Below are 16361 nucleotides of genomic sequence, written 5' to 3'. Positions count from 1 at the left end.
GCGAGCAAGCCCAGCATCCAAAAGCAAAAACGCCCGGCATCCTTGCCGGGCGTTTTCGTGTCGCCTTACCGCTTATTGCTGATGCAGCTTCCACGCATCCCCGTGGGGAGCGGTGCCCTTGTCGTACGGGCGGAACAGGGTCATGTAGGCCAGGCCCAGCGCGATCACAATGCCGCCCACCAGCACGATGCCGTAGTTCAGGTACCAGGGCGCGTCCGGCGTGCGTGGCCAGGACATGTTGATGATCGCCAGCACGCCGTAGGTCAGTGCCAGGATGTTCACGATCCAGCCCCAGTGGCCCAGGGTGAAGGCGCCGCTCGGTTGCCAGCCGCGAATCCGCGCGAACAGGGCGCCGGCGACGATCATCTGGAACGACAGGTAGATGCCGATGGCGGCGAAGCTGACCACCATGGCGATGGCGTTCTGCAGGTAGAAGCCGGCGCAGACGATCACCGACGGGATCACCCCACAGGCGATCAGCGCGGCCACCGGCACGTGGGTGTTGGGCGACAGGCGCTTGAGCAGGCCGCTGCCCATCACCATCTCGTCGCGCGCATAGGAGTACAGCAGGCGGCTGGCGGCGGCCTGCAGGCTGAGCACGCAGGAGACGAACGAGACGATGATCACCGCCATCACCAGGCGCGCGCCGGTCACGCCGAAGGCGTTGTCGAGGATGGTGGTCATCGGGTCCTTGTCCGCGCCGGAGATCACCGCGGCCATGTCCGGTACCGCGAGGATCAGCGCCAGGGCCGCGAAGATGGCCGCGCCGCCGCCGATCCAGATGGTCATGCGCATGGCCTTGGGAATTCGCCGGCTGGGGTTCGGGGTTTCCTCGGCGACGTCACCGCAGGCCTCGAAGCCGTAGTAGAGGAACATGCCGGCCAGCGAGGCGGTGAGGAACGCCGGCCAGTAGCTGCCGTCGATGCGGATGTCGAAGGTGTTGAACAGCACCGAGAACGGCTGGTGACGCTCGAAGATCAGCAGGTAGGTGCCGATCACCAGCGCGCCCAGCAACTCGCAGATGAAGCCGAACATCGCCACGCGGGCCAGCAGCTTGGTGCCCGAGAGGTTCAGCAGGGTGGCGATCACCGTCAGCGCCAGGGCGACGAGGGTGTTGGTCACCGGGGTGGATTCGAAGCCGAGCAGGGTGGCGATGTATGGCCCGGCGCCCAGGGCCACGGCGGCGATGGTCACGCACAGCGAGACGGAGTAGATCCAGCCGACCATCCACGCCCAGCGCTTGCCCACCAGGCGCCGCGCCCAGGGGTAGACGCCCCCGGAAATGGGGAACTGCGAGACGACTTCGCAGAAGATCAGGCACACCAGCATCTGCCCGATGCCCACCAGCAGGTAGGACCAGAACATCGGCGGGCCGCCGGCGGCCAGGCACAGGCCGAACAGGGTGTACACGCCGACCACCGGCGAGAGGTAGGTGAAGCCCAGGGCGAAGTTCTGCCATAGGGTCATGCTGCGTTCGAAATTGGAGGTGTAGCCCAGCGCGCGGAGTTGTTCCGCGTCGCGGTCCAGGGGCTGGATCGAGCTGTTCATCGTGGGTGTCCTGTCTGAGGTTTTCGCGTCGGCAGCCAAACGGGTGCAACGGAAAGCGTTGTTGTTATTGTTCGGCGCGCGGGTTCAGCCGCGCGCCGTCTTGCTCCAAACCTCTCGTGTCGCTGGTTCGCGCCGGATTACAGCTTGATCCAGGTCGCCTTCAGCTCGGTGTACTTGTCGAAGGCATGCAGCGACTTGTCGCGACCATTGCCCGACTGCTTGAAGCCGCCGAAGGGCGCGGTCATGTCGCCGCCGTCGTACATGTTCACCCACACGCTGCCGGCGCGCAGGGCGCGGGCGGTGAGGTGGGCCTTGGAGATGTCGCGGGTCCACACCGCTGCCGCCAGCCCGTAGGGCGTGTCGTTGGCGATGCGGATGGCTTCCTCGGCGTTCTCGAATTCGATGACCGAGAGCACCGGGCCGAAGATTTCCTCGCGGGCGATCTTCATCGCGTTGCTCACGCCGTCGAACAGCGTCGGCTCGACATAGGTGCCGCCGGTTTCTTCCAGCACGCGCTTGCCGCCGGTGAGGATCGTCGCGCCTTCGTCCTGGCCGGCCTGGATGTAGCCCAGCACCTGCTCCAGCTGACGGCCATCGACCAGCGCGCCGACATTGGTGTCCGGGTCCAGCGGGTGGCCGGCTTTCCAGCCGTTGAGCGCCTCGACCACCAGCGGCAGGAACTTCGCCTTGATCGACTTCTGCACCAGCAGACGCGAGCCGGCGGTGCACACTTCGCCCTGGTTGAAGGCGATGGCGGCGGCCGCGGCTTCGGCGGCGGCCTGCAGGTCCGGCGCGTCTTCGAAGACGATGTTCGGGCTCTTGCCGCCGGCTTCCAGCCAGACGCGCTTCATGTTCGATTCGCCGGCGTAGACCATCAGTTGCTTGGCGATCCTGGTGGAGCCGGTGAACACCGCGGTGTCCACGTCCATGTGCAGCGCCAGGGCCTTGCCGACGGTGTGGCCGTAGCCGGGCAGCACGTTCAGCACGCCAGCGGGAAGGCCTGCGTCGATGGCCAACTGGGCGATGCGGATGGCGGTCAGCGGCGAGCGCTCGGACGGCTTGAGGATCACCGAGTTGCCGGTGGCCAGCGCCGGGCCGAGTTTCCAGGCAGCCATCATCAGCGGGAAGTTCCACGGCACGATGGCGGCGACCACGCCCACCGGCTCGCGGGTGACCAGGCCGAGCTGGTCGTGGGAGGTGGCCGCGACTTCGTCATACACCTTGTCGATGGCCTCGCCGCTCCAGCGGAGGGAATCGGCGGCGCCCGGCAGGTCGACGTTCAGCGAGTCGCCGATGGGCTTGCCCATGTCCAGCGTCTCCAGCAGCGCCAGCTCCTCGGCGTGCTCTTCCAGCAGGGTGGCGAAGCGGATCATCACGGCCTTGCGGATGGCTGGCGCTTCACGCGACCAGACGCCGGAATCGAAGGTGGCGCGGGCGCTCTGCACGGCGCGCTCGGCATCGGCGGCGTCGCAGCTGGCCACCTTGGCCAGCAGGCGCCCGTCCACCGGGCTGATGCAATCGAAGGTCTCGCCAGAGGCGGAGGCCAGGTATTCGCCCTGGATGAAGGCGCGGCCCTCGATCTTCAGGGCCTTGGCGCGGGCTTCCCATTCGGCGCGGGTTGGCTGGCTCATGCGTATCGCTCCTCGTTGTTGCTGTTGTTGGCGGAGACGGCCTGCGGACCGTCGCTGGCAAATACATTTAAAACCATATCTTATGTTTCTGCGGTTGCCAATACAGGTCGAAAAATGCGCGGTTATGCGGTGTTTTCGCGGCGAAAGACCTTGCTGAACGTCCGTGAAACGATTTAAAAGTATGGAGGTATAGTTTTGTGAGAGGCCGCCGCTAGGCTTGTCGGTAGGCTTCGACCGCGCCCCGAATCGCACGCCAGAACAGGAACATTCCGCGCAGAAAGCGTCCGCGCTCCGCGCATTGCTGCCTATGAACGAATTCAGGAAAGTCCGCCCCGCCAGCTTCATGCGCCTGCGCCAGGAAGGGCGCACCGAGGAAGTCGCGCGCCGACTGGTGGAGATGGTCGACCTCGGCCTCTACGCCGAAGGCGAGCAACTGCCCAGCGAAAGCGAGCTGGCCATGCAGTTCGGCGTCGCCACCGTGACCCTGCGCGATGCCTTGGCCGAGCTGCGCGAACGCGGCGTGATCGAGACCCGGCGAGGGCGCAATGGCGGGAGTTTCGTCTGCTCGCCGCAGCACACCTCCGAAGACGCCCTGCTGGGGCAGCTGCGCCAGATGAGTGCGTTGGAACTGCGCGACCTGGGCGACGAACACGTGGCCATCGCCGGCGCCGCCGCACGCCTCGCCGCACAGCGCTCCACGTCCGACGAGCAGGCGCGCATCGCCCAGTACCTCGATGCCCTCGCCAGCGCGTCCACCCGGCAGGAGCAGCGCCGGGCCGATGCGCGCTTCCATATCGAGATCGCCGTCGCTGCGCAGTCCGTGCGCCTCACCCACGCGGAGACGCGCCTGCAGGCGGAAATCGGCGAGTGGCTGTGGCTGCCGGTGGAGGGCTTTCCCGGTGCGGCCGCCATCGAGCAGGAACACCGCGCGATCCTCGAAGCGATCAGCGCTGGCGACTCGAACCTCGCCGGCGCTCTGGCCGAGGCCCACGTCACCCGCGGCATCAAGCGGCTGATCAACCTGCGCCTGAGCCTGCTGGCCGATGACGGCTGACTGGCACAGCGCTTGCTGCTTTGCCGATGCGCTCGCCAGGGCGCGGGAACGACACACCGTACCGACTCCGCAGACCCCTCTGGGCTGCGCGATAACAAGAACAGCGAGGCCCCGGTCATGTCCAGCGAACAACCCACGGATGAACTCCAGTGCTGCGCCCAGCGCATCGACGCTTCCATCCGTAACGTTTTCCAGCGTCTCGACGAGCTGGCCGGCGAGGTCGTGGCGATCTGGCGCACGCTGGCGGAGGAGGGCAAGCGTCCGTCGTCGAAGGATCTCGGCGCGCTGCGCCCGCGCATCCAGCACGATCTCACCGATGACGGCACGCGCCTGCACGGCACCGGGGTGGTGATCGAGCCGGGCGAGCTGGCCGACCAGGACATGTACCTGGAGTGGTGGTACCACGGCCGCGGCGACAAGGTCGTGCCCATGAGCCTGAACTTCAACCGGCGCAGCGAGAACTTCTACAACTACCTCAACATGCCCTGGTTCTCCCGCCCCCGCGCCAGCGGCCAGCCCTCGGTGGTCGGGCCCTTCGTCGACCTCTACGGCACCGACCTGTACATCCTCGCCTTCTCCGTACCGATCCAGGTGGACGGCCGCTTCATCGGCGTCGCCGCCGCCGACATCGCGCTGCACGAGTTCGAAGGCGTGCTGCTGGGCAGCCTGATGCGAATGGGGCACGAAGCCCTGGTAGTGAATGGCGAAGGCCGCGTGGTCGCCGCCAACACCGCCAACTGGTTCACCGGCGACCTCGCCCGGCGCACTCTGGGGCGCGACGCCCAGGGGCGCGAACAGGAACTGGCGGCGTCGTTCTCGCACTGGTCGGTCATCGAGCGACCGCTCAACCGGCGCCTGGCCGGTGCCGCCTGAGGCTGCCAAACGCCGCGTAAACGGCTAGGCTAGGGCGGTTCCCTCATCGACGGATACCGCCATGAGCCAGTCGCTCGACACCCTTTCCGATTTCGAACCCCTGAGCGCAGTGGATACCCGCGTGCTCGGATGCCTGATCGAAAAGCAGCTCACCACCCCCGAAGCCTACCCGCTGACCCTCAATGCCCTGGTCACCGCGTGCAACCAGAAGACTAGCCGCGACCCGGTGATGAACCTCACCCCCGGCCAGGTCGGCCAATCCCTGCGCCATCTGGAAGGCCGCGACATGACCCGCCTGGTCATGGGCAGCCGCGCCGACCGCTGGGAACAGCGGCTGGACAAGGCTCTGGAGTTGGTCAAGCCGCAGGTCATCCTGCTCGGCCTGCTGTTCCTGCGCGGCCCGCAGACGCTCAACGAGCTGCTCACCCGCAGCCAGCGCATGCACGACTTCGACGACACCGAGGAAGTCCGCCACCAGCTGGAACGCCTCGCCAGCCGTGGCATGGCCGTGCAGCTGGAACGCCTGAGCGGCCAGCGCGAAGACCGCTACATGCACCTGCTGGGCACCGAGGAAGACCGCGAGGCCGCTATCGCCGCCAGCGGCAGCCGCGCCTCCAGCGAGCGCAGTGACGGCGGCGGCCACGACGAAGGCCGCCTGGTGGAACTGGAAGCCCGTATCGCCGCCCTCGAAGAGCGCCTCGCCCTGCTGGAGCTGGGCGTCTCCCGCGACTGATTCGGAAGATTCCCGGCGCAGGCCGACCAAGGTCGGCCTGCGCTTTCGCTAATCCAGCGTTAATATTTGCCCCCGATAGTCAGGCTTGCCCCCGCTTCACCCGGAGTACCCCATGAGTCGCAAACCCTCCCAGGCCCAGCTGACCGCCGTGCTCAGCCAGCTCACGGAAACCGACTTCAAATCCATCGCCGACCTCACCGGCCCCCGTGAAGCCAACCTCTTCGCCATCCGCGAACTGTTCCGCCAGGGACTGATCAAGGGCGTACTGATCGACGACCCCCTCGGCGCCGAAGACGACGACGGCCCCCTGCTGTGCAATGCCGAACGCTTGCGCCTGCGCAAACCCTGCGTGGAAGTGGTGGTGCAAGAGCAGAGCGAACCGCTCATGCCGCGGCTGGGTTTTCTGACGCTCTAGGCAAATCGCGGGCAAGAAAAAAGGCGCTGGGCTTGAGGCTCAGCGCCTTTTTCGTTGGATTTGGTGGAGCCGGGGGGATTTGAACCCGTTTTTGGACGTGGCCATTGATGGTCATTATTGGCTAACGCCGCAGAAATAGCGGCCTCTAGCAGGGCATAGAGGCCTTTGTTAGCAAGTGGCGGCAAGTGATTTCGACACTTTTTCGACACATTGCTCTTCTGGTTGGGGGCGGTTATGAAGTAGGTACTTTTCAGTTTGTAATGGTTTTTTATCTGTGTATTGAAGCTGATTATGGTGTCGCTATTCGAATTAACGAAATATCGAACTAAAATCTGCAATATGGAAGTTAGATTAAAGAGCTTTGAGTTTTTTGGTTTTTCTTGCAAGGGATGGAGAAATAATGTATATTTTTTAGGTTTATGCTCAGTGAGGCGCTGATTGTGTTTGTTGTAAGTGCCTCTGAGATGTACTAGCTTGGGCGTATAGAGATGTTATGGCACATGGGTGTGCCAATCTCGTGAAAGGCTCAACCAGAGAAATTCGGCTTGGAGTCGAAAAGGATATGAGCGTATCGGAGCTCTTTGAGCCCATCAAGAAATCGCATGCGATTGCGGAGACTATTTTTTTCTTTGAGTTTGCGAACAGACTCATTGCCAATCAGAAGAAAATGGAGTCTCTAAAGTCCAATCTTGCGGATTTGTTTTCTGAATTCGACGAAACTAAAAGCGTCCAGATTACTCTGGAGAACTCAGAGACGCCAAGTATTCAACAGAACTCTGATGCAATTCAGATGGTTCGTCGCAATGCTACGTCGAACGCTCTTGAGTGGATTGTACGTATCGCTGGGCCATCTATTAGTATTCACTGCCTTGAGTACTACCGCTGGGCGCCCGCCAAGCAGTTTTTCTTGGATGTTCTGAAAAGAGTATTAGAGGCGCTAGATACCCAAGAGCCACTGCTTGGAGGAGGGTTGAGGGTATTGGATCGCTTCCGATTCATGCCCAGCGCGGGGAAATATAATATATCCGAGCTTTTAGATCCGGAGTCAGTATACGTCTCTGATCACGTATTCTCGTCTGGCGAGCGGTGGCATGTTTATACAGGCTGGTTTGAGCCTGGGAAGTTGGAGAGTACCGAGGTTCTTAGTCAGCTAAATCTCGACTCGTCATATACAACCTCATCCGATGGCGAGCTTCAGAGCTTTGTGACGCTTGATCACACTTTGTCGTTGCGTGATTCTGAAAACAAGGTTTCAAAATCACCGTTAGGTGCGCTTTCTGACGGGAAAAAGGTTTTAGATTCAGCTTCGGAGCTATTTGAAGCATTTCATTTGTGCAATAAAAGCGTTATATTTAATGTGCTTAATAAGAAAATTGCAGAGCAAATGAATCTACGGCAGGGAGGGGCTTGATTATGGATGCAGCATTTGCAAAGCCTATCAGTCTTGAAAGGGATGTGAAGACCACAGCTGCTCATATTGGCGCGTACTCGATGTTTCCTTCGACTGCCCGCGCCCCTGGGCCGGCGCCAATATTGAAGGCGCGAATTGATGCCGGTAAATATGAAAGCGTTGAAGCTATCGCGAATAGCGCGGTTGCTTATGTGGAGCATATTGTCCATGGAATTCAAAGCAATACCCGGCTAAAAACCCCAGGCGCTGTTACACTTCCCGCTGCAAACTCTCCTAATGCATTGGATCTGGTTATTGGGCGAGTTCGACAGTTCTCTGGCTTAGAAGAGAACTGGGATGGCTATGGCGGAGTGCGTATAGGCCAAGACTCTCGAAACGACGCTGAATTATTTTCTGCATATCACGCCGCAGAGATCGAGAAGTGTCTTCCGAAGATTTCCTGCGCGGGCGACGGCGAGATTAATTTTAGTTGGAAGACAGCCTTTGGCGTAATTGACTTGGGGCTTTATGGCGACGGTAAATACTCTTACTACGCTAAAAGCACTGATGGCCGCGTATATATTTCTGACGAAGAAGATTTGGCGACGCCACTTCCTGATGAAGTTATAAGAATTATTTCTTGATGTTGGCGTATTTGAAATGGAATTCGATCCTGCAATCGATGACGCTGAACGCCTGATACGTTCTACTTTCTCACCAGAACATTATGATGGGAAGGAGTTCGCCGTGACGGCTATAAGCCTCACAGACCTGGACAGTAGTGGCGTGAGTGTCGATCGAGAGCGATTTACGCTTTTAACAGCCGTAAATAATAGGCTGGAGGAACAAGCTGCGAGAAATCCCGACAAGCGACAGGCAGCTGTGTACTCTGCGCTTATTGCGGGAGAGGTTCGGAGTGTAAAAGGAAATGACGGCTCCGCTGCATTCCTTGTGAAGTCCGATCCGATTGATGGAAATGAAGGCCATGCACTGATTTTGAGTGCCACAAAGTTGGGCAAGGGAGGTTTGCGAGAGCTGAGAGGAAAATTGCTTGAGCTTATGCAGAGGGGTATTTGTGCTCAGGAGCATTTAGATTTCAAGTAGTTTTTCAGCCTCTTGCCACCAATTCATTCTGTTAGGATTGTGATTTAAATCCGGCGGCAATTAAGTCGCCGGAGCTTAATGCATTTCACGACGCCTGCTTTATATAGCTTTGCCCCGCGCTTGAAAGCGAAGTGAACTGGCACCCTATATCTCGAGTTGTTCTGCGCTGACGCTCTTAACTGTTGGCTCAGCTTTTGCTATATGGGTTAGCTCCTTCTAATCAGCAGTTATCAAATAATACTAAAACTATTTCGAACTAAAGGTTTCGGGCGTACCAGCGCATAGCTACTTTCAAGGTAATTGCTATCCCGCGCTTTGTCCGGTCAAGTTTCTGTCGGCCTCATCGTAGTCCGGACTAGTTTGTCCGATCTCCGGCATAACTTCTCCAGTGGAAAGCCACCAGCGATACTCCGGGTATACCTTACCCAGAATTTCTATTTCTTCCGCGCCTACGCGCGCGCGACCTCTCTTGATACTGACCCAGCGGTTGTAGTCTGTGTCGCCGGCTCTGGTAAGAGCACTCAGATTGCTGCGCCCTATCAATAGAAGGGCTCTCTCGGTTATTTTCATTCGATAGATAAAATTTATAAATGGACTATGTACAGAACTTAGTCCATGGGTCTATATTTGGACTATGGCCAAGACATAGTGCAAGGTCATGATCCTCTATTGTCCAGCATAGTGCAGCAAAGGCCATGAATGTAGAAGGACTCAACCTGTCTCAAAAAGACCTTTCTAGCCCGCCTCCAGTGATGCCCTGGAGAGAGTTCGCTGATTGGATTCGCATGGGCGACCGCCATGACGTTGTCTGGGGTTGGATTCGCAACGGCTACATCCCTCACGAGAAGGTCGGCAAGCACGTGCTGGTCAACGTCGCGTTGTTCACCAGCCAGCTTATGGAAAAGGAGTTGCCCCTATGAGCGAATACCAATCGAGCCCCGATATTTGCACCATCCCGGCCTTCGCCGAGATGTGCGGCGTGAGTGTTGAAGAGGCTGAGGAATGGGTGCGTAACGGCACTATCCCCAGTACCACCATGGGGGAAATGCAGGTGGTGAACATGGTCCGCCTCCGCGTTGAGCTGCTCAGTGGCAGAGAGAATTTCGAAGCGGGGGACTACAGCAATGACTAGCAACCGTGTCTCTCTGGATACCGAAAGCGCCCTGACCTATCTGGGACAAACCGTTCTCTTCGAACTGGTGTGGGAACAAGACCCCGAACCGCTCTGGTGTCTCCTTCATGTTGTTGGCGTCGTCCTGGCACTCGAAGGCGTTCACAGCGATCCCTACTTCCTCGTCGTCGCGGCAAACGGCGAGGGGCACTACCCGAACGAGTTGTTCTGGTCCGACATTCGCACGATCCGGGTGATGCGGCACCGCGACCGGCATGGTTCCGGCAACGTACTGGACCGCATCGCCCACCCTAACGATCCGCGCTCAAGGGCCGCGCTCCCGGCTCGTCGGAACAGCCCCACCGTTCCGGCGAACGGAAGCACGGGCGGAGCGAACCCTTGAACGCATGCCCGCCACCAGCCTCGGCCGGTGAGCGTGGGGCAGCTTTTCCGCCCCGCGCTCCCGAGCCCTCGGCGGCAAGAGCGGGATGACAAGGGCAGAGCCCTTGGTGTTGGGCGATGCCGGTCGTGCATACCAGGGCGGAGTGAATGGGCATAATTGGATAGTGTTGGACTACCTTTCCGACCCGATTCCCCTTCGGCATAGCCCCGTTCCAGCATCTGATTTTGTGGTGAGATAACCACAGCGGCGTGCCTCAGAGCCCCGTTCTAAAGCCTCCCAATTCCACCATTTCCGAACGCTGAATCATCGGCGCGAGCGCCTGCATTCCAGCGACAGGCACGCTCATGCCCAGGAAATGCAAACGAGGAAAACGCGATGAGCCTAGAGGGACTGATTAACGTCGTTGCTCTCGTGCTGATGACTTACCTCCTCGACGTCGGCGCCTAGCTCGATCAACCCACGATCCCTTCCTGTTGGTTCACTCCGGCTCAGATGGAGTGCTGGACGTCGCCGCGCCCACCGGCAGGTAGCGTAAGGCACGAGCGCCCCGCCGGCTGGGCGCGGCTGACGTCCCTGTAACACGTCTAACAACACACGTAGCGAATTGGACATTAATGGATAACGTTGGAGAATTCAGATGGCAAAGTTTGGTGATCAGCGTCGACTGCTAGTTCAACCTGACGGTCAAATCATCGAGTCACCGCGTGGCCGCCTCTTCATCGACGGCTATACGGCGAAAATGACCGACCTTTCCGGGGTGCGCGTTTTGCGCTGCGGCGTGGATACCGTCCGCCAGTTGTACAACGGACTGATTCGCCCGGAAGTCATCGCGCTATTCGACTCCCAGGAACCTTTCGTCGAGTTCGCCGGCTACGAGTGGTCCAAGGGGCGTATCGGGCGCGACTCCGGGTATCAGTTCCGTCTGCAGAATGCAGACCTCGGCCTGATCCTGCTGATCAAGAATCACAACATGAAGCTGGAGAGCATCGGCTCTCACCTCAAGATTGAGGTTTCGCCACATGCGATTGATGGCGTAGCTCCGAAGGCGCTCCAGGGACTTATGGATTCCCTCGCGGCAGCGGTGATGACTCACTGCGAACCAAACCAATGTGCCGTCCACATCGCCCTGGACGTGCAAGGTTGGACCCCGAAAGAAAATATCGTGGATCGCATGCACTGCCGATCCAATCGGGTACGCCAGATCAGCGGCATCGACCGCATCGAGTTCAACGGCAACGCCTCGGTCTACGGACGTGGTGAAACCTACATGTTCGGCTCGCCGACAGGGATTCAGTTGGCGGTCTACAACAAGTCGCTACAGGCCCGCGCTACCGACAAGCTCGATTACTGGAACGCAGTCTGGTCCACCCACAACGGTAATCCGTTTGGTGACAGCGACGCAGCCTACAACCCCAAGGAACCGGTCTGGCGCATCGAGTTTCGCTACCACCACACCATCATCAATCAGTTCGCTCAGGGCTCCATAAAGGCCTCTGGTGGCGTGATCGGCACCCGGACCTATGAAGGTATCTCCCAGCACCTCGATCACCTCTGGGTGTACGGCTGCGAGGCGTATCGGCTGCTAGGTCTGCGTACTCAGCATGACCCGTTCTGGACGCTGATCATGCAAGACGTGAAGGTCCAGGTAGAGGCCGATCCGCTCATCGAGCGTGTCGAGTATCGACGCTATCGCAAGACGGCCATGGGCTTCTCCGGCAAGAACTGTGAGATGTTCCTGGGCCAGTTCATCAGCCTCATTGCACGCGAGCGTATCCCCGCAAAAAAGGCGATTGAGTCCGCCTACAGCCTCGAATTCTGGCATGTGATCGAGGACCACTACTTAGCGAAGGGTTGGACTCGGCGGGACCTCGAAAAGCACATTAAGAACCTGATCTCAGACCGCTATTTACGAAGGGGATATGCCGTCTGATGGCAATTACGAAGCTGGAGGACGGACGCTGGCTGGCTGATATCGAACCCATCAAGGGCAAACGCTTCCGAAAGCGATTTAAGACCAAGGGCGAGGCTCAGCGCTTCGAAGCCACGGTTCGGCAGAAGTGCATCGAGAACCCTGCGTGGAGTATCAAGCCCAAGGATCGCCGCAGACTTTCGGAGCTGGTGCACCTCTGGTACGACCTGCATGGCCATTCACTGCGTGATGCACCTCGGAGGCTGTCCAAGATGCTGCAATTGGCTGCTCGATTGGGCGACCCGGTAGCGATGGCCCTGGACGCGTCTTCGTATGCGAACTTGCGGCGGAAGCGGCTGGAGGAGGGGATATCCGGGAAGACCCTGAACAACGAACTGGGCTACCTCCGCGCGGTGTTCAATGAGCTGAAGGATCTGGGTCAGATCGACTACGGCAACCCGCTGGCCGGGGTAAAGCTGCTCAAGTTGCAAGAGCGGGAACTGTCGTGGCTGACAACCGAGCAGATCGGCGAGCTTCTCGACTCTATCCGCAACCGTTGCGACAACCCGCACACCGAGCTGGTGACTCTGCTCTGCCTGGCTACGGGTGCTCGATGGTCCGAGGCTGAAAAGCTCCCCGCACATCGGCTACAAGGCAACGTTGTGACCTATGCCGGAACCAAGTCAGGGAAGGTTCGCCACGTACCGATTCCACCGGAACTGGCTGACCGGGTGAGGAAACACTGGCGGATGCATGGTCCGTTTTCGTCCTGCATCACATCCTTCCGCCGTGCCTTGGAGCGAACCACGATTCAACTGCCGCAAGGCCAAGCCAGCCACGCTCTCCGGCACACCTTTGCCAGCCACTTCATGATGAATGGAGGCAACATCCTCACGCTTCAGAAAATCCTAGGGCACTCGACGCTCACGATGACCATGCGATACGCGCATCTGTCGCCTGATCATCTCCAGGACGCGATTCGATTCGGCCCACTAGTGGGGACTGTTTGCTTTTAGCTCCAAGTACTCATCGACTGTCTCAATCCCAAGCGTGGAGAAATGCTCGCTTGTTTTTGCTTCGAAAGCTGCCTCGCGTTGAGGGTCGCTGTACACGTATTCGAGGTAGTCAGCCATTGCGTTTCGAAACGTCTGAATCAAATCGCTGAGATGAATAGAGACAATGGTTTCTTGGCTCCGTGTCGCGTCTATCAGCTGCTCTAGCTTGCTGTTGTCTCCGGCTCCCCAAGAATAGCCAATCTTTCTTACGCCTTTTGCGTTCAGGGTCGAAGTAGGAGTGAAGGTATGAAGAATTCCACAGCGAGCTGCGTAGAGTTCGTCAGCACTGCATTCAAGAGATCTGGACTTCAACATCCATTCGCTGACCCACTTTTTGAATGCCTTTCCGCTGTCCTTGCTGCTGTCTGCCGCTAGCCAGCTCACACTGTCGATAGCGGAGTAGGTCATGATCAATGCAGGTAGGAGGAGGTTTTGCCGCTCGCAGAGCTCAATCGCTACTAGTACTTGAAGGTAGTTGTCGTAGAAATTTTTCGACGGCATGGCCATTTCCCTAGCGCTAAAGGCTTCGACCCTTTTTCGACATATGCACCCTGCAAAGAAAAAGCCCCTGAAATTCGCTAGGAAAATCAGGGGCTTATCGTTTGCGTTTGGTGGAGCCGGGGGGATTTGAACCCCCGTCCGCCAGTTCTCCGCTGTCGGTTCTACATGCTTAGCCATCTCTATTAGGTTAACTCCTTGCGGCCCGAGTGGCAGGGCGCTTGGAGCGAGCTGTATGAGTTTTAGCCGTTACGTCTACAGCGAACTTGGCGGCGATCCTGTTCTATATGACAGACCTAATCGTCGGGTTTACAGGCATCCCCTAGGGTCTGCTAGCGGCACTTAGGCTGCTAGGGCGTAGTTGTCGTCGTTGGCAACTATAAAGTTGTGGCAGCTGATTTACGAGAACTGTCACCTACTCGGCATGCCCCTCGAGTTTTGTTACCGGCGTCGAATCCTAATCGGCCCCAAAACCTTGAAAGGTCGTGGGCGATTGTACGGCAAAGCCGCCCCGATAGCCACCCGGGGCGGCGCAAGCCATTGTCAGCTGAGGAATTTCAGCACGGCTTCGGCCACGGCCTCGGAGGACGCGGGGTTCTGCCCGGTGATCAGGCCGCGGTCGACCTCGACGTGGCTCTGCCAGTCCGGGCCCTTGCTGTAGCGGGCGCCGTTGGCCTTGAGCATGTCCTGGACGAGGAACGGCACCACGTCGGTGAGGCCGACGGCGTCCTCTTCGCTGTTGGAGAAGCCGGTGACGTGCCGGCCCTGCACCAAGGGCTGGCCGTCCTGCCCGCGGGGGTGGCGGAACACGGCGGGGGCGTGGCAGACGGCGGAGACGGTTTTGCCGCTGGAGTGGAAGGCTTCGATCAGCGCGACCGAGGTGCGGTCCTCGGCCAGGTCCCACAGCGGGCCGTGGCCGCCGGGGTAGAACACCGCGTCGTAGTCGTCGGCCTTCACCTCGCTGAGCTTCACGGTGTTGGCCAGCGCGGCCTGGGCTTCGCTGTCCTGGCGGAAGCGCCGGGTGGCCGGGGTCTGCGCATCTTCCTCGTCGCTCTTGGGGTCCAGCGGCGGCTGGCCGCCCTTGGGCGAGGCGAGGGTCAGGCTGGCGCCGGCATCCTTGAAGACATAGTAGGGCGCGGCGAACTCCTCGAGCCAGAAGCCGGTTTTCTTGCCGGTGCTGCCGAGCTGGTCGTGGGAGGTCAGGACTACCAGGATTTTCATGCTCACTCCTTCGGCGTATTGCGGGTCGAGCGGCTGCCGCCGAAACGGCAGCCCGGACTGTCAGTGTAGGCAATGAGCCGTCTGCGTCAGCGTGACAGGGTGATGCCCAGATAGGCGGCGTACAGCAGGCCGTTGAACAGCAGTACCCAGACCGGCAGGCCGCCGCTGCGCTGGGCGTTGATCCGTAGCCAGAGCGCTGCGCCGAGGGTGATCAGCACGCCGGTGAGCACTTCGATGCGCGGCTGCCAAGGCGTGAGGAGGATGCCGATGGCGGGCAGCAGGGTGCCCTGGAAGACCATGGCGCCGCTGATGTTGCCGAAGGCCAGGGTGTCCTTGCCGCGGCGCACCCAGAGGATGCTGTTGATCTTCTCCGGCAGTTCGGTGGCGATGGGGATGATCAGCAGCGACAGCAACAGGGCGGAGATGCCCAGGATGTGCGAGAGGCCTTCCACACCGTGGATGAAGCCCTTGGCGCCCAGCACCAGCAGCGCGAGGCCCAGCAGCAGTTGCAGCACGATGGTGGCGAGGTTGGTCGGCAGGCCGATGCGCGACAGGTACATGTGGTGGTCGGCCTCGGTGCCGTGGCCGTCCTCCACCAGGCTCTGCGAGGCACGCAGGGTCAGGGTGATGTAGCCGACATAGGTGAGCACCAGCAGCACGCTCAGGGCGATGCGCACGGAGCGCAATTCGGCGGGCACGAACATGGCGATGGTGGCGAAGCAGAAGGCGACCAGGAAGAAGTTCAGGTCGCGCTGCAGGCCGGTGCGCTCCGGGCGGATGCGCCCGAGCAGGCCGCGGGCGCGCCAGGCGACGCAGGCCATCAGGCAGGTGGACAGGGTGGAGAGCATCAGCGGCGCGCCGAGAATGGCGCCGACGCCGACTTCCTCGTTGAGGTTGACGTTGCTGGTGCCGGCGAACAACGCCAGCAGCGGGATCAGGGTTTCCGGCAGGGCCGTGCCGACGGCGGCGAACAGCGAGCCGGTGACGCCTTCGGAAATCCCCAGGCGTTCGCCGAAGTGTTCCAGGGCGTTGGTGAAGAGTTCGGCGGCGATCAGGATCACCAGCAGCATGCCGAGCAGTTCGAGGAGGAAGGTCAGCATGCGCGCGGCTCCAGGCGGGTGGAGCGAAGAGTGGGGTGGTGCATCACGGTGAAGCTCCCGGCCGGTGTAATACCCATGACCACGCATCTCCCCGGCCGTTGCGGAGATCACGTGGTCAAAGGTCTTGCCAGGCTAAGTTGCTGGCGACGCCATGGCCAGAAATCCCTCTACGATCTGCTGCGCGTCGGCAGAACGTCGTTGAGAGCGACTGATAACTGCTCATTTACATTCGTAAACTCCGCTTTCTCAGTCTCTCTCGCCTAGTTCTGCTCTAGCTCGCACGATCGCCAATGGATTTGGGCCAAGTGTGTTGACG

General features: G+C 60.0%; 17 protein-coding genes and 1 other RNA gene. 12 read left to right on the top strand and 6 right to left on the bottom strand.

The window, feature by feature from the left end; all coding sequences use genetic code 11:
• Positions 1-72: 72 nt before the first annotated feature.
• Together N0B71_RS04245 and N0B71_RS04240 are read right to left on the bottom strand one after the other, a co-directional pair.
• Positions 73-1548 carry an APC family permease gene (locus N0B71_RS04245; RefSeq protein ID WP_259757452.1) on the bottom strand — a complete coding sequence of 492 codons (1476 nt, stop codon included), beginning with the start codon at positions 1546-1548 and terminating at the stop codon, positions 73-75.
• A gap of 137 nt (positions 1549-1685) precedes the next feature.
• Positions 1686-3179 (bottom strand): aldehyde dehydrogenase, encoded by a 1494-nt coding sequence (locus tag N0B71_RS04240; protein ID WP_259757451.1) that lies wholly within the window; start codon positions 3177-3179, stop codon positions 1686-1688.
• Between the two features lie 307 nt (positions 3180-3486).
• Between N0B71_RS04240 and N0B71_RS04235 the strand changes: the two genes are divergently transcribed.
• The 12 genes from N0B71_RS04235 to N0B71_RS04180 all read left to right on the top strand — a co-directional run bounded on the left by N0B71_RS04235 (position 3487) and on the right by N0B71_RS04180 (position 13187).
• On the top strand, positions 3487-4233 hold the full coding sequence (locus N0B71_RS04235) for a FadR/GntR family transcriptional regulator (protein WP_259757450.1): 747 nt from the start codon (positions 3487-3489) through the stop codon (positions 4231-4233).
• A gap of 117 nt (positions 4234-4350) precedes the next feature.
• Positions 4351-5106, top strand: coding sequence for a cache domain-containing protein (locus N0B71_RS04230; protein WP_259757449.1), 756 nt, complete (start codon positions 4351-4353; stop codon positions 5104-5106).
• A gap of 61 nt (positions 5107-5167) precedes the next feature.
• Positions 5168-5839, top strand: coding sequence for a YceH family protein (locus N0B71_RS04225; protein ID WP_259757448.1), 672 nt, complete (start codon positions 5168-5170; stop codon positions 5837-5839).
• Between the two features lie 112 nt (positions 5840-5951).
• Positions 5952-6254: a hypothetical protein gene (locus tag N0B71_RS04220; protein ID WP_259757447.1), complete on the top strand. Its 303-nt coding sequence runs from the start codon at positions 5952-5954 to the stop codon at positions 6252-6254.
• A 562-nt stretch (positions 6255-6816) separates the two neighbouring features.
• Entirely contained in the window at positions 6817-7665 is an 849-nt protein-coding gene (locus tag N0B71_RS04215) for a TIGR04255 family protein (protein WP_259757446.1), read from the top strand.
• Between the two features lie 2 nt (positions 7666-7667).
• A complete protein-coding gene (locus N0B71_RS04210) occupies positions 7668-8288 on the top strand; it encodes a hypothetical protein (RefSeq protein ID WP_259757445.1) in 621 nt (206 codons plus the stop codon).
• Between the two features lie 16 nt (positions 8289-8304).
• On the top strand, positions 8305-8748 hold the full coding sequence (locus N0B71_RS04205) for a hypothetical protein (RefSeq protein WP_259757444.1): 444 nt from the start codon (positions 8305-8307) through the stop codon (positions 8746-8748).
• A 695-nt stretch (positions 8749-9443) separates the two neighbouring features.
• Positions 9444-9668 (top strand): hypothetical protein, encoded by a 225-nt coding sequence (locus N0B71_RS04200; protein WP_084358531.1) that lies wholly within the window; start codon positions 9444-9446, stop codon positions 9666-9668.
• Complete coding sequence (locus N0B71_RS04195; RefSeq protein ID WP_259757443.1) at positions 9665-9880, top strand: hypothetical protein; 216 nt, start codon at positions 9665-9667, stop codon at positions 9878-9880. The genes N0B71_RS04200 and N0B71_RS04195 overlap by 4 nt, the downstream gene beginning before the upstream one ends.
• A complete protein-coding gene (locus N0B71_RS04190; RefSeq protein WP_259757442.1) occupies positions 9873-10262 on the top strand; it encodes a hypothetical protein in 390 nt (129 codons plus the stop codon). Before N0B71_RS04195 ends, N0B71_RS04190 begins: the two co-directional genes overlap by 8 nt.
• 637 nt (positions 10263-10899) lie before the next feature.
• The gene (locus N0B71_RS04185; protein ID WP_259757440.1) at positions 10900-12192 is read left to right on the top strand and encodes a hypothetical protein; all 1293 of its coding nucleotides are present in this window, start codon (positions 10900-10902) and stop codon (positions 12190-12192) included.
• Complete coding sequence (locus N0B71_RS04180) at positions 12192-13187, top strand: phage integrase (protein WP_259757439.1); 996 nt, start codon at positions 12192-12194, stop codon at positions 13185-13187. Before N0B71_RS04185 ends, N0B71_RS04180 begins: the two co-directional genes overlap by 1 nt.
• Here the strand turns inward: N0B71_RS04180 and N0B71_RS04175 are convergent.
• The 4 genes from N0B71_RS04175 to N0B71_RS04160 all read right to left on the bottom strand — a co-directional run bounded on the left by N0B71_RS04175 (position 13164) and on the right by N0B71_RS04160 (position 16045).
• Positions 13164-13727 carry a hypothetical protein gene (locus N0B71_RS04175; RefSeq protein ID WP_259757437.1) on the bottom strand — a complete coding sequence of 188 codons (564 nt, stop codon included), beginning with the start codon at positions 13725-13727 and terminating at the stop codon, positions 13164-13166. The genes N0B71_RS04180 and N0B71_RS04175 overlap by 24 nt on opposite strands.
• A gap of 108 nt (positions 13728-13835) precedes the next feature.
• Positions 13836-14193, bottom strand: a transfer-messenger RNA (tmRNA) gene (gene ssrA, locus N0B71_RS04170).
• Positions 14194-14267: 74 nt separating this feature from the next.
• Positions 14268-14945, bottom strand: coding sequence for a type 1 glutamine amidotransferase domain-containing protein (locus N0B71_RS04165; protein ID WP_259757436.1), 678 nt, complete (start codon positions 14943-14945; stop codon positions 14268-14270).
• 86 nt (positions 14946-15031) lie between these two features.
• On the bottom strand, positions 15032-16045 hold the full coding sequence (locus N0B71_RS04160; RefSeq protein WP_259757435.1) for a sodium:calcium antiporter: 1014 nt from the start codon (positions 16043-16045) through the stop codon (positions 15032-15034).
• Positions 16046-16361: the final 316 nt, after the last annotated feature.

The organism is Pseudomonas sp. GCEP-101, from assembly GCF_025133575.1.
Taxonomy (GTDB): domain Bacteria; phylum Pseudomonadota; class Gammaproteobacteria; order Pseudomonadales; family Pseudomonadaceae; genus Pseudomonas; species Pseudomonas nitroreducens_B.
This window is presented reverse-complemented; position numbering and strand designations above follow the sequence as displayed.